General features: G+C 61.5%; 9 protein-coding genes. 6 read left to right on the top strand and 3 right to left on the bottom strand.

The window, feature by feature from the left end:
- Positions 1-969: 969 nt before the first annotated feature.
- Positions 970-2,070 carry a S1C family serine protease gene (locus C481_RS02365; RefSeq protein WP_083860873.1) on the top strand — a complete coding sequence of 367 codons (1,101 nt, stop codon included), beginning with the start codon at positions 970-972 and terminating at the stop codon, positions 2,068-2,070.
- Here C481_RS02365 and C481_RS02360 read toward each other — a convergent pair.
- On the bottom strand, positions 2,063-2,860 hold the full coding sequence (locus C481_RS02360; protein WP_006107275.1) for a ZIP family metal transporter: 798 nt from the start codon (positions 2,858-2,860) through the stop codon (positions 2,063-2,065). The two genes, C481_RS02365 and C481_RS02360, sit on opposite strands and share 8 nt — an antisense overlap.
- Positions 2,861-3,116: 256 nt before the next feature.
- On the opposite strand from C481_RS02360, the gene C481_RS02355 reads away from it, so the two are divergent.
- Positions 3,117-3,704, top strand: coding sequence for an AsnC family transcriptional regulator (locus C481_RS02355; protein WP_006107273.1), 588 nt, complete (start codon positions 3,117-3,119; stop codon positions 3,702-3,704).
- A gap of 87 nt (positions 3,705-3,791) precedes the next feature.
- Complete coding sequence (locus C481_RS02350) at positions 3,792-6,524, top strand: heavy metal translocating P-type ATPase (RefSeq protein WP_006107272.1); 2,733 nt, start codon at positions 3,792-3,794, stop codon at positions 6,522-6,524.
- A gap of 53 nt (positions 6,525-6,577) precedes the next feature.
- Here C481_RS02350 and C481_RS02345 read toward each other — a convergent pair whose 3' ends face one another.
- Entirely contained in the window at positions 6,578-7,735 is a 1,158-nt protein-coding gene (locus C481_RS02345) for an MFS transporter (RefSeq protein WP_006107270.1), read from the bottom strand.
- Between the two features lie 358 nt (positions 7,736-8,093).
- Here C481_RS02345 and C481_RS02340 point away from each other — a divergent pair, with 358 nt between their 5' ends.
- Complete coding sequence (locus C481_RS02340; RefSeq protein ID WP_006107269.1) at positions 8,094-9,800, top strand: nitrite/sulfite reductase; 1,707 nt, start codon at positions 8,094-8,096, stop codon at positions 9,798-9,800.
- On the top strand, positions 9,793-11,388 hold the full coding sequence (locus tag C481_RS02335) for a Coenzyme F420 hydrogenase/dehydrogenase, beta subunit C-terminal domain (RefSeq protein WP_006107268.1): 1,596 nt from the start codon (positions 9,793-9,795) through the stop codon (positions 11,386-11,388). Before C481_RS02340 ends, C481_RS02335 begins: the two co-directional genes overlap by 8 nt.
- 155 nt (positions 11,389-11,543) lie before the next feature.
- On the opposite strand, the gene C481_RS02330 is transcribed toward C481_RS02335, so the two are convergent.
- Entirely contained in the window at positions 11,544-11,813 is a 270-nt protein-coding gene (locus C481_RS02330; RefSeq protein WP_006107266.1) for a hypothetical protein, read from the bottom strand.
- A 262-nt stretch (positions 11,814-12,075) separates the two neighbouring features.
- On the opposite strand from C481_RS02330, the gene C481_RS02325 reads away from it, so the two are divergent.
- Positions 12,076-13,308: a cation:proton antiporter gene (locus tag C481_RS02325; RefSeq protein ID WP_006107264.1), complete on the top strand. Its 1,233-nt coding sequence runs from the start codon at positions 12,076-12,078 to the stop codon at positions 13,306-13,308.
- The last annotated feature ends 50 nt before the right edge of the window (positions 13,309-13,358 follow it).

The raw sequence follows: 13,358 nt of genomic DNA, 5'->3' as shown, positions 1-13,358 counted from the left end.
TGTAAACCGAATCGGACTCCTTCAAGACCCGTAGTCCGCCGTCACTGGCAGGTCTAGCGCATTCCTCACTCGGGCCTGCGCTGAACTCGTGGTATTGGAACGAAAGCGAGGCCCCGATCCGCTGGAGCGTTGCAGCGTTACCGGTGATCACGAAATTACAAACGCCCCGCTTCTTGTCGCTTCGGAGAACTCGGAGATCCATGGAGAGACGTTCACTATCCGCAGTCGCGATTACGAAGCGTTCAGCGAATGTTTTTAGACCATGATTGTACATAACTCACAATACTATAGTGGGACAACATCAGGGAAGATCGGTCAGCAACTGCGAGATGATTACCGTACCTCTATAGTTCTGTAGTGAATGGGTGGAAGACTAACTATTTTCCAGAGAGAGGAATTATTTATTGTACCCATTCCGTACGGTATAAACTAGCATATGTGGTATGATTTGCTGTTAGTATATTTATCTACTCGGAAAACATCTACTGTATCCAGGGAATGGGGAGACACCGTTTAGTATACACAGATTGATGTCAGATCTCGGCGTAGTATTGTTAATTATATACAATATAGCTGGCAACGAGTCGACTACTCCCTCCGTGAGACGACAGGAAGGCACTGTCTAGTTGAGGATGTTTGAGAAGCGAGCAGATCGTCGTAAATGGAACCCGTGTCACTCACAGGCCACCTACAAATTTGCTCAGAGAAACTGGAGGCGGGGATTGACTCCGCAGGGCGTTCCGTCACTAACTCGACGAAAAACACGCTCCTGTCGAAACAGCGTTTCTCGTCGGTGCTAGCAGCTATCTGACCGTCCTCGTTCTGTAGCGACGGTTTAGACACCACAAGACCGGCACTACCGTCGCACACCCACCTAACGGCTGTTTCAGCAACGTGTCGAATCAAGTGAGTTTCAACAGAGCCTAATATATACAACGAACGGGACCGTAGTTCGAGATTGAGATGTCCATGCAGACATCCACACGTCGGAGATTTCTCGCGTTCAGTAGCGTGTCGCTCGCAACCGGGCTTTCGGGCTGTAGTTCGTCGCTCTTTCGCGCCGACGACGACCCGTCACAATCCGATCCCTCGACGGAGTCAACTAAATCGGAGACCCAACCGCAGGCCGCTGGAAACGATTACACGGCGGTCTACCGAGAAACGATTTCCTCGATCGTGCTAGTTCAGACGAAGACCGGACGGGGAACGGGATTCCAGTACGACGAAGACCACGTCGTCACGAACGCCCACGTCGTCGGAAACGCGGAGACGGCTCAACTCCGGTATTCCAACGGGGAATGGAGCGACGGGAGCGTACGAGGCACGGACCCACACAGCGACCTCGCCGTTATTCGGGTCGAGTCCATCCCGGATTCGGCACGCCCCCTGTCATTCGTAGCGAAAACCCCGGTGGTCGGGCAGGAAGCCGTCTCCATCGGAAACCCGTACAACCTCGACGGAACGGTGACGACGGGGATCATCAGCGGCGCCGATCGATTGATCCCGTCTCCCTCCGGCTATCGAATCCCCGACTCGATTCAGACGGATGCTGCGGTGAACCCGGGCAACAGCGGCGGACCCCTGATGTCGCTGGACGGAACCGTTCTCGGCGTCGTGAACTCGAAACAAGGCGATAACATCGCGTTCGGCATCTCGGCCGCGCTCACCCAACGCGTCGTTCCGAAACTTATCGACTCGGGAACGTACGACCACGCCTACATGGGCGTCGCGCTCGAAAACGTGACGCCGTCGATCGCCGAGGCGAACGGTATGCGCGACTCTCGTGGGCAGTTAGTCGTCCAGACGACTCGAGGCGGGCCGGCGGACGGCGTGTTGCGACCGAGTTCGATCCGCTCCGTCAACGGAACTCGCATCCCCGTCGGCGGCGACGTTATCCTCGAAATCGAAGGAACAGCGATGGACACGTTCGAGGACCTGGCGGGACACCTCGCCCTGGAAACGCGTCCCGAGGACTCGATCCAGGTGACAGTCCTGCGGGACGGAGCCGAACAGACGGTCGACCTGACGCTCGCCGCTCGGCCCGAGCGATCGCAGTCGCCGCTCAGATGAGCGCGAGTGGAATCATGAGCACCACTCCGAGCACGATTCCGCCGACGAGTTCAGGTTTGCCGCCGTTCGGGAGTCGGGTGCCGATCGACAGCGCCTCGGGGACGAACTGCGAGAGCACGAGGTAGATCATCGCCCCGGCGGCAAAGCCGAAGCCGACGGCGAGGAACTCGCGGGCGACGCGAACGAAAGCGAAGGCTAGCACGGCTCCGATCGGCTGGGGCAGACTCGAAAAGACCGCCCACCAGACCAGTTTCCAGTTCGGGACACCCAGCGACGTGAGCGGAATCGAGATCGCCGTTCCTTCGGGCACGTTATGGATGGAGATTGCAACGGTCATGAACACTGCCAGCAGCGGGATCGTTATGCCGAGGATCTCGAACCCGCCGTCGAGGCCGAGGTCGGCGAACGAAACGCCGATGGCGACGCCCTCGGGAAAGCTGTGGACGGTGAGCACGCCTAGAATGAGAACGAGACGTCTGAAATCCGCCTCCTCGTACTCCCGGGGGTCGATATCGGCGTCGACGATGAACTCGTGAGCGACGACGACGAGTACGACGCCGGCGGCTAGGCCGACGAGGATTTCGACGAGACTTCCCTCGGCGAGTCCCTCATCGACGAGGCCGAACACGGAAGCTGCGAGCATGATTCCCGAGGCGAGTCCCCAGAGGATGATGTTTTGGCGGTCGCTGACCGACCCGAAGAAGAAAAACGGAAGGGCGCCGATGCCCGTCGCCAGCGCCGTGATCAACCCGGCGGCGAAGACGAGCGCGAGGTTCTCGAACAGGCCCATTACTCACACTGCTACCGAGTGACCCATATACGTCGGCCCGTCGTGAGCGCGGGTCTGCAGTCTCCTCGTCTCGAGGGTCCCTCTTTCTCTCCCTCCCTTTCTCGGGGACCGAGTCCCGCGATCCCTCGGCGGGCGAGCGGACTGCAGTCCGACCGAAGGAGCAGAAGGAATTAGAATCCAAAGTGAAATGGCGTATCGAATTTGCCTTCGAAAGTCTAACCGACGGCGTATTGAATCTCGAGGCCGAACTCGAGCTATGCGAACGCTCGACGAAACCGACATCGAGATCCTACAGCTCCTCGGCGAGGACGCCAGGCGCCCGTTCAGCGACATCGCCGCCGAAGTCGGTCTGTCCGGGCCTGCGGTGTCGGATCGCGTCCAGCGGCTCCAGGAGGCAGGGGTGATCAATCGCTTTACCGTCGACGTCGACCGCTCTCAGTTACAGGCTGGCGTTCCGGTATTCGTCCAGGCGACGGTTGCCAGCGGCGACGTCGATGACTGCAAAGATCGGGTTGGCGAAGCCGACGCGGTCGAACACGTGTTCGTCACCGCCGACGGTGAACTCTGGTTTTACGCCCGCGCACAGGTTCAAAACGTCCGACGGTGGCTCGATGGCCTGTTCGACGGCCACGATGTTGACTACACGGTGACGTTGATCGACGACGCCGAATGGCACCCCTCCCACGGCGGAACCGAGTTCGCGCTTACGTGCGCGGAGTGTGGCAACACCGTCGACAGCGAGGGGGAATCGACTCGAATCGACGAGCAGGTGTATCACTTCTGTTGTCCGTCCTGCCGAAGCCAGTTCGTAGAGCGCTACGACCGGCTCGAGGAGGGCGTCTAGCTGCTTAGGATTCCAAAGAATCCCTAGGTGTCACCTTTGGATTGCTATCAGAAAAGCGGGTAAGTACGGCACCCGTCTAGTCTGATAATGGACACCCGAACCACGCACCTCGAAATCCAGGGCATGAGCTGTTCGAACTGCTCGCAGGCGATCACCGACGCCCTGGAAGAACTCGACGGGGTTTCGACGGCGAACGTCAACTTCGCCACCGACGAAGGAACCGTCGAATACGATCCCGACGCGGTGTCGCTCGGCGCGCTATACGACGCGATCGACGACGCCGGCTACCACGCCGAGCGTGCGACCGCTTCGGTCGGGATTTCGGACATGACGTGCGCGAACTGCGCCGCCACTAACGAGGACGCACTCGAAGCCGTTCCCGGCGTGATCAGCGCGGAGGCGAACTACGCGACCGACGAGGCGCAAGTCGAGTTCAACCCGGCGGACGTATCCAGAGGGGCGCTCTACGATGCAGTCGACGACGCTGGATACACGCCCGTCCGCGACGACGACGGGGAGCAGTCGGACCAGAAGCGCCGCGACGACGCGCGACAGGCGGAGATACGGCGCCAGCTCCGGTTGACCCTCTTCGGAGCCGTGCTCTCGGCACCGCTGCTCTTTTTCATCGCCGAGAAGTTCCTGCTCGGCGGCGGGGTGCTCCCGAACGAGGTGTTCGGCGTCGAGTTCGGGTGGATCGAGTTCCTGCTCGCGACGCCGGTGCAGATCGTGCTCGGGCGGGAGTTCTACGAGAACTCGTACACGGCGCTCGTGAAGAATCGGCGGGCGAACATGGACGTGCTGATCGCGCTGGGGTCGTCGACGGCGTACGTGTACAGCGTCGTCGTCCTGCTCGGGTTGTTAGCCGGGAGTCTGTACTTCGACACCGCAGCGTTGATCCTGGTGTTCATCACGCTCGGAAACTATCTCGAGGCTCGCTCGAAGGGCCGGGCCAGCGACGCGCTCCGGGCGCTGCTGGAACTGGAAGCCGAGACGGCGACGGTCGTCGACGAGAACGGCGAGGAATCCGAGGTGCCGCTCGACGCGGTGACGGTCGGCGACCGGATGAAGGTCCGACCAGGTGAGAAGATTCCGACCGACGGCGTGGTGGTCGATGGACAGTCGGCGGTCGACGAGTCGATGGTGACCGGCGAGTCGGTCCCCGTCGAGAAGGAAGCCGGCGACGAGGTGGTCGGCTCGACGATCAACGAGAACGGGGTGCTCGTCGTGGAGGCGACGAAAGTCGGCAGCGAGACGGCGCTCCAGCAGATCGTACAGACGGTCAAGGAAGCCCAGTCCCGCCAGCCGGACATTCAAAATCTCGCCGACAGGATCTCGGCGTACTTCGTCCCGACGGTCATCGCGAACGCCCTGTTCTGGGGATTCGTCTGGTTCCTGTTCCCCGAGACGCTGGCGGGGGTCGTCGACTGGCTCCCGCTGTGGGGGCAGGTCGCCGGCGGACCGGCACCGGCCGGTGGAAGCGTCTCGGTCTTCGAGTTCGCGATCGTCGTGTTCGCATCGTCGGTGCTCATCGCCTGCCCCTGTGCGCTCGGGCTTGCGACGCCCGCGGCGACGATGGTCGGAACGACTATCGGAGCGAAAAACGGCGTCCTGTTTACGGGCGGCGACATCCTCGAGCGGACGAAAGACGTCGATACGGTCGTCTTCGACAAGACGGGAACGCTCACCGAGGGTGAGATGGAGCTGACCGATGTCGTCGCGGTAGACGGGGACGGCCGGCCCGCGACTGATGGGGGTGAAGCGGCGGCAGACGGCGGTTTCGCGAGTGACGCGAGTGATGCAAGCGAGACGAGCAGTCCGAACGACCCGTCGGCGGATCGGGTAATGGGGGAGGACCGACTCACCGAAGACGACGTGCTCCGGCTCGCGGCGGCGGCCGAACGCGGCAGCGAACACCCGCTCGCCCAAGCTATCGTCGACGGGGCGAACGAACGCGGCCTCGAGCTCGCAGAGCCCGACGCGTTCGAGAACGTCCCGGGGCAGGGCGTTCGCGCAACCGTCGGCTCCGACGAGGTACTCGTCGGCAACCGCACCCTCCTGCGAAACAACGGCATCGACCCTTCGCCGGCCGTCGAGACGATGGAGCGACTCGAGAACGAGGGCAAGACCGCGATGCTCGTCGCTCGCGTGCCGGCCGGAGCCGACGATGGCAAACCCGAAAGCAACGACGGCAGCGAGAACGACAACGACAGCGACGGTGAACTCGTCGGCGTCGTCGCCGATGCCGACACCGTCAAAGACAGCGCGAGGGCGGCAGTCACTGAACTCTCCGAGCGCGGGACCGAGGTGATGATGATCACCGGCGACAACGAACGGACCGCTCGGTCGGTCGCCGAACGGGTCGGGATCAAGCCGGAGAACGTTCGGGCCGAGGTGCTCCCCGAGGACAAGTCCGACGCGGTCGCGGCAATTCAAGCCGACGGCCGGCAGGCGATGATGGTCGGCGACGGGGTCAACGACGCTCCCGCCCTGGCCGTCGCGCACGTCGGGACGGCTATCGGCTCCGGGACCGACGTCGCCATCGAGGCCGCCGACGTGATGCTGATGCGCGACGACCCACTCGACGTCGTGAAGGCGATTCGCATCTCCGATGCGACGATCCAGAAGATCAAACAGAACCTCGTGTGGGCGCTCGGTTACAACACGACGCTCATTCCGCTTGCCTCGCTCGGATTATTGCAACCGGTCCTGGCTGCGGCGGCGATGGCGTTTTCGAGCGTCTCCGTGCTGTCGAACAGCCTGCTGTTCCGGCGGTATACCCCCGATCACGACTACGAACTGCTCGGAAGAGTTCGGCGCTGATTTCGAGTTCAAGAGTCGAGTTCAGGAGCCGAGTGCTGGAGGTGAAAACCGCGTTAATTCGGGAGTCGGTCCGTCCGCTCTAAGAGGACGAGAGCGAGGATCGTCGCGCCGAGAAAGATCGCAGCGCCGCTGAACACCGTATCGTAGGCGTAGCCTCGTTCGAGGAGGATGCCCAGGGCCGACGAGCCGAGCGCCTGCGAGAACATCCAGATCGAACTGAACACGGCGTAGGCGCTCCCTCGCGTCGAGTCCGGAAGCGTGTCGAGAAGGTACGTGTCGACGGCCGGGTACAACATGTGGACGACGAAGCCGATGAACGCGGAACTCACGACGAGCGCGGGGAGACTCTCGAGTCGCGTCAACACGAGCAGCGTCGCGGAAAACGTCCCGACGATACCGAGCAGATACGGGACGTGGGGGAGGCGGTCGGCCAGATCGCCGCCGAAGTAAAACGCCGGAACGCCAGCGGCGAAGACGATCGTGAGCATCGCCCCTGACGCCTGATCGGAAAGCCCCTTCGACTGCATGTACAGTTCGTAGAAGTTGAACACTCCCTGCCAGACGAAGACGGCCAGCCCGACGATAGCCAGTGCCGTCACGATGATCCGCCACTCCGAAAGCGCGCCGGCGACGAAATTACGGTCGGCCTGTCCCGCGCCCGGCATCTCGGTTCGACTCGCGGCGATCCACGTGTAGACCGTGATCACCGCAGCGCCGACGGCGATGGCCCACAGCGAGAGCCGCCAGTCGACGAGCAGCGTCAGCGCGACGAACGGCGCAGCGATCACCGCGGCGAGCTGATTGGCGGCCCCGTGGACGCCCATGACACGGCCGATGCGCTCCGGATACAACTCGCTCAAAAGCGGGTTTGCCGAGACGAAATACACGCCGGAAGCCATCCCCATGAAGAACGCACCGACCATGAGATGCGGAAGCGTCGTCGCCGTCGCAGCGATAGTGGCGGAGACCGCAAGAATCGCACCGGACGCGATGACGACGTAGTGTCTCGGCACCTTCGTGAGAAGCCACCCCGTCGGAAGGCGGAGCGACGCGCTGCCGACCCACGCGAGCGTCACGATGAGCCCAGCAGTTGCCTCCCCGATCGGAAATTCGGTGATGAAAACGTCCAGAAGCGGGGCGAAGATGATTCTGGCGAGATTAACGAGAAAGACGAGTCCACAGAGAGAGGCAAAGAGCCGAGAGCGAGCCATGGAGTACATTTCTAACGGTGATTCTCAAGGGTTCCGAAACCGGAATTTCTCAGCCAGTTGAGAAGATGTCCCTAGACGTACAGTTGGTATCGGAACAGCCGACGAACGATGTGGATAATGCCCACGGGGCGAAGACGGCCATATCCAGCCGGACAGTGGCAAGCACCATACAGTATCGATGTGGAGGGCTGTCGTCATCTCGTAGTCAGCAGCAATTTCAACCGCAATCGACGAGTATCGTCAGGTCTCGCCGTATCCCGAGAGACAATCACACCCAAGCCCTTCTATCCTGTGCTAGTTCGCTGGGAGAGCCGTTCCCAGGGATTCGTCGGTAGCTAGTAGCGAGAGGGGAATACCAATGAATACAGTCGAACGCTGGAAACAAGAAAAACACCCGCTCGACGTTATCGAGGACGTCAAGGAGTACGCGAACGAGGGCCTCTCGTTCGACGAGATCGAAGACCGCGCCGGCGACGGCGAGTGGGAGCGCCTCAAGTGGGCCGGGATGTACAGCCACGGCAAGCAACGCGGCTATTTCATGGTCCGCACGAAGGTCCCCGGAGGAGCGTTGCGGCCCGAGCAAGCTGCGGTCGTGGGCAACGTTGTTGACGAATACGCCACCGCACCCGAGGAGTACGGCGGCGCACAGCAGAATGACCGCTGGGGCGACGCGTTCGTGGACATCACCACGCGACAAGACTTCCAGATGCACTGGATAGAACTCGAGGATATGCCCGCAATCTGGGAGAAGTACGATGACGTCGGACTGACGACGATTCAGGGGTGCGGCGATTCCGCGCGCAACGTCCTGGGATGTCCAGCGGCGGGTCTCGACCACCACGAGGTCTTCGACGCGCAACCGGTTATCGATGCGGTGTCCGAGTTCTTCACCGAAAACCGGGAGTACGCGAACCTCCCGCGGAAATTCAAGATAACGATCACGGGGTGTCGGGAGGATTGCGCCCAGTCCCAGATCAACGACGTGGGTCTCACCCCCGCCAGAAAAGAACTCGACGGCGAGCCCTACTACGGCTTCCACGCTCGCGTCGGCGGCGGGCTCTCGGACGGGCCTCGGATGGCCTCTCCCCTCGACGTGTTCGTCCGTCCGGAAGACGCAGTCGAGTTCTGTCGCGCCGTCGCCCAGGTGTTCAAGGAGGTCGGCGACCGGCACAACCGCGGCGTCTGCCGGATGCGCTACCTCGTGGAGGAGATGGGTCCCGAAAACTTCGAGCGCGCGATTCGGGACCGCGCTACCGTGCCCCTCCGGTCGCGTGGCGAGGATCTCACCGACGGGTACACCGGCGACCACGTCGGTGTCCACGAGCAGCGCGATGACGACCTCCGCTATGTGGGATTCAACGTCGTCGCGGGCCGGATGGGGGGCGACGAGTTGGTCGAGGCTGCCCGCGCAGCCAACAAGTACGGCACGGACGACACCACGATTCGCCTCGCGACCGATCAGAACTTCCTCATCACCCACGTGCCCGAAGAGAACGTCGACGACCTGCTCGCCGAGCCGTTCGCCGCGGATTACCAGCCCGACCCCGGACCGTTCTCACGCGGCGCGGTGGGCTGCACCGGCAGCGAGTTCTGCAACTACGGGATCATCGAGACGAAAAAGCGCGTCAAGACGTGGGCACGTGAACTCGACAACCGCATCGACACCCCCGACGACCTCGACGTGGTGCGGATGCACATGTCGGGCTGTTCGGCCTCGTGCGCCCAGCCCCAGATTGCCGATATCGGGTTCCGCGGTGAGACCGTTCAGGTTGGCGACGACGAGAACAGCGCCAACGAGGAAGGTGACACCATCGTCGAGGGCATGGACGTCGGGCTCGGCGGGTCGCTGGGCGTCGACAACGAGTTCATCGACTGGGTCGAGACTGCCGTCCCAGCCGACGCCGTCATTCCGGCTCTCGAGCGATTGTTCGCGACCTACGCCGACGAACGCCGCGACGGCGAGCGCTTCTACGAGTGGTGTCGACGTGTCGACAACGACCGGCTTCAGACGGTCATGCGACGGGCTGATGCGAACGTTTCCGGAGGTGTCGCTGCCAATGACTGAGCGAGAGCACGAGAGCGACCGGTCGCTGCCGGGAGTCCCCGACGTGAGCGACGATGGCACGAACGTTCCGCCGGTCAACGGGAGCGGTAACCACCACACGAGCCGACGGACCGGGCGCACCACGAACGAGGCCGATGCCACAGACGGTGACGGACGCTGCACCGACGGGCAGTGTACCTGCGGTGCGCACGGGTCGGACGGCATGGCGAGTGGCCAATGGGCCATCGCTGACGGTGGTGCATCGGCGGCGAACGTCGACGAGAACGGCAGCCTCGGCGATATCGAGTTCACTCGACCCGCCGACGGCGTGAGTCAAGACGTGGAACACGGGGATTCGCCGGACGAGCGCGTCAACGTGCCCGACGGGGTAGCCGTCGATACACCGGCGTATTCGATCCGTTCGGAGATGAACGACATCGAGACGCCCGACGACAAGACGTGGTTCATGGAACTCGATACGGCAGTCATCGACGAGGGCCGGTGCATCCAGTGTGGCACCTGCGTCGCCGCGTGTCCCTCCGATTCCATCGGTATCGGCGACGACGGCCTGCCGGAACTCGTCAAGATGTGCACCGGCTGTTCGCTCTGCTGGGACTTCTGTCCGCGCGGCGGGCTGCGCTACGAGCGCCAGTGGAAGATCACCGGCGGGGAGGACAACGTCTCGGGCGCTGGCGACCCGATCACGGAGTTTTCCGCGCGTGTCGAAGCGAACTGGCGCGAGGGCGCACAGGACGGCGGCGTGGTTTCCTCGCTGCTGATTCACCTGCTCGAAGCCGGCGAGATCGACGGCGCGCTCATCGCCACCGAGAGCGACGAGGAGGCCTGGAAGGCGGAGAGTTTCCTCGCCACCACCCCCGAGGAAGTCACCGACAACGCGGGAAGTTTCTACAACCAGACGATGGCGCTCGGAAACTTGGACCTCGCCCAGTGGGAGCACAAACTCCCGGACAAGGATCACGAGGATCTCTCGCTCGCGCTCGTGGGGACGCCGTGTGAAATCGAGGGCGTGCGTGCTCTCCAGGACTTCGAGTGGGAGTATCAGTCCCAGAACGCGGGCGTGCGCGACGTCGAGTACACGATCGCCCTGATGTGTACGAAGAACTTCAACTACCAGAAACTCATCGGCGAGCAATTAGAAGCAAAACGCGACATCAGTCCCGACGAAATCGGCAAACTCGACGTGCTCGACGGAAACATGTACGTCTACGACGAGGACGGCGAGCGTCTCCTCGCGGAGGACATCGAGAACTTCCACGGGGCTGCGCTGAAGGGGTGCGACGAATGTGCGGACTTCACCGGGTACGCCGCCGATGTGACGATCGGCTCGGTCGGGAGTGCGGACGAGTATTCGAGCGTCATCGTCCGCACCGAGCACGGTCTCGACGCGTGGAAGCACGCAGAGCCCGACCTCGACTACCACGACCTCGAAGACCGCTCAGCAGTCGGCGGACTCCAGTCGTGGGACAAAAAGAAGGCGTTTGAGGCGCTGGAACGGCCGTTCGACCCGGACGCACCGCGCTTCATCGACTACACCGACCATGTCGAAAACTACGGGACGGAACTCAATCCTCACGAGGGCGACCACTGACGCAGCGAAATTCTCACATCGTCAACTTTGGACGGATATTTTGGAGTCACTCTCCAAGTCGTCCGTCCGACCTGCACCGTCTCAGACGGTCTGTTGTACTGATTCCCGGCATAACTGCAGTTCGACGCCTCCGTAAATACGGCAAACAGTAGCGTTCACGACTCTATCTTTTCGACGATTTCACGCGCCTGCTCTTTGGCTTTCTCCTCGCCAACGGACTTCTTGATTAGGACGCTCGTGACTTCCCACTCGTCCTCTCCGTCGATTTTCCCGGTTCGGACCTCACTTCCCTCGGAAACGGATTCTGCTGGATTATCCGCCCAGTCGGGTGTTCGGATCTCGTCGTATCGATCAGGGTCGCGAAAGCGGACGTGAATGTATTCGTCTTCCGTGTCCACCATCTCGATGTCCGGTACGGATGCCATAGGTATTCTATCCAAGGTGGATGCCTAAAGGAACGGCCTGAATGCGCCCAGCGGCTAAAGTAGCAGCAGAGCGTATCCGTACCGACCCAGCTAGCCGAAGCAACGTACTCGAGTTCACCGTCGAAACTTCGACGGAAACAAGAGTTGCTGTGATGTCGGGAGAAAGACCTGAAGTGTTCGAAAGCAATGGGTTGGATATGACTGACGCTCCCGGACGGTATCGATCACGGACTTCACAGTCGATCGAACGGAGAGGCGGATAATGGTCGAAACCGTTAGCATCGATGTTCTCGGGCTCTTGCTCGTGCTTACAGTCGCCTGGATCTTTGGTGGGGTAGCCGAACGAATCGGCTACCCGACGATGATGGGCGAGTTGTTCGCCGGAATCGTCTTCGGCCCGCCGCTTCTCGGGCTGTTACACCCATCGAACCTCCTGGATGTCCTCGCTGAACTCGGCGTGTTTCTCCTGATGGTGTACGTCGGGATGGAGGTCGATCTTCGGGAGTTGTTCAGGCTGGGGCCACAATCACTGTTGATCGCGTTCGGTGCGTTCGTGATCCCGTTCGGATTCGGATACGGCGCGGGCGTCTGGCTTGGAGTATCGACCGGAGCAGCACTCTTCCTGGGCCTTGCGATGGCTGCAACCTCGCTCGCAACGAAATCCCGAATTCTCGCCGATCTCGAGCTACTCGATACCCGTATCGCGAACGTACTACTCGGGGGCGCACTCGCCTCCGATGTCGGCGTCCTAATCGCCTTTGCCGCCGTCGATAGCTACGTCACGGCAGGCGCACTCAACCTGCTGGAAATCGGTGTGATAGTGGCGAAAGCGCTGGGCTTTTTCGTGATTACGATCGTCCTGGGCTATCGGTTCCTCCCGCTCGCCTGGGCGTACATCGAGAACCGCCGCGAACGGTACGGGTTCGTCGATAAAACGACCGCCTTCATGTTCGCACTACTCGTCTCTCTCCTGTTCGCTCAATTAGCGACTCTCGCGGATCTCCACATGATTATCGGCGGGTTTGTCGCCGGCATGTTCCTCCGGCAATCGGATGTCGAGCCGTCTCTGTACGAGCACATACATACGGTCATCTACGATCTCGCGATGGGTTTTTTCGCCCCGGTGTTTTTCGTGATCGTCGGGTTCGATATCACCTTCGACGTCTTCTTCGAGTCGTTCGGGATTCTCGTCGTCCTCGTTGCCATCGCATTCATCGGCAAAATAATCGGGTCGTGGCTCTTTGCACTGCCAACAATGCTCACCTCGCGAGAAGGGCTCGTCGTCGGATTCGGGATGAACGGCCGCGGAACCGTCGAGATCATCATCGCGTCAGTCGCACTTTCGGCCGGCGTCATCGATTCGCAGTTGTTCTCGATCCTGGTCTTTATCGCAATCTTCACGACCGCGTTGGTCCCGATCACCGTCACCTGGGGAGTGCGGCTGCTCGAGAGCGCTGACGAACTCGTCTATGTTGACGCTGAAGAGCCGAGTTAGTCGCTACACCCGCACCTGAGACGCGTTCGACGAACACAGGTGCTGGCGGT

Origin of the sequence: Natrialba asiatica DSM 12278 (assembly GCF_000337555.1) — an archaeon.
Taxonomy (GTDB): Archaea; Halobacteriota; Halobacteria; order Halobacteriales; family Natrialbaceae; genus Natrialba; species Natrialba asiatica.
The sequence above is the reverse complement of the archived record's forward strand: the minus strand, read 5'-3'. Positions and strand labels throughout refer to the sequence as shown.

Coding starts and splice junctions, on each gene's coding strand:
- C481_RS02355 (WP_006107273.1), top strand. CDS start 3,117: ATGCGAACGCTCGACGAAACCGACATCGAGATCCTACAGCTCCTCGGC.
- C481_RS02330 (WP_006107266.1), bottom strand. CDS start 11,813: ATGGCATCCGTACCGGACATCGAGATGGTGGACACGGAAGACGAATAC.
- C481_RS02340 (WP_006107269.1), top strand. CDS start 8,094: ATGAATACAGTCGAACGCTGGAAACAAGAAAAACACCCGCTCGACGTT.
- C481_RS02350 (WP_006107272.1), top strand. CDS start 3,792: ATGGACACCCGAACCACGCACCTCGAAATCCAGGGCATGAGCTGTTCG.
- C481_RS02335 (WP_006107268.1), top strand. CDS start 9,793: ATGACTGAGCGAGAGCACGAGAGCGACCGGTCGCTGCCGGGAGTCCCC.
- C481_RS02345 (WP_006107270.1), bottom strand. CDS start 7,735: ATGGCTCGCTCTCGGCTCTTTGCCTCTCTCTGTGGACTCGTCTTTCTC.
- C481_RS02360 (WP_006107275.1), bottom strand. CDS start 2,860: ATGGGCCTGTTCGAGAACCTCGCGCTCGTCTTCGCCGCCGGGTTGATC.
- C481_RS02325 (WP_006107264.1), top strand. CDS start 12,076: ATGGTCGAAACCGTTAGCATCGATGTTCTCGGGCTCTTGCTCGTGCTT.
- C481_RS02365 (WP_083860873.1), top strand. CDS start 970: ATGCAGACATCCACACGTCGGAGATTTCTCGCGTTCAGTAGCGTGTCG.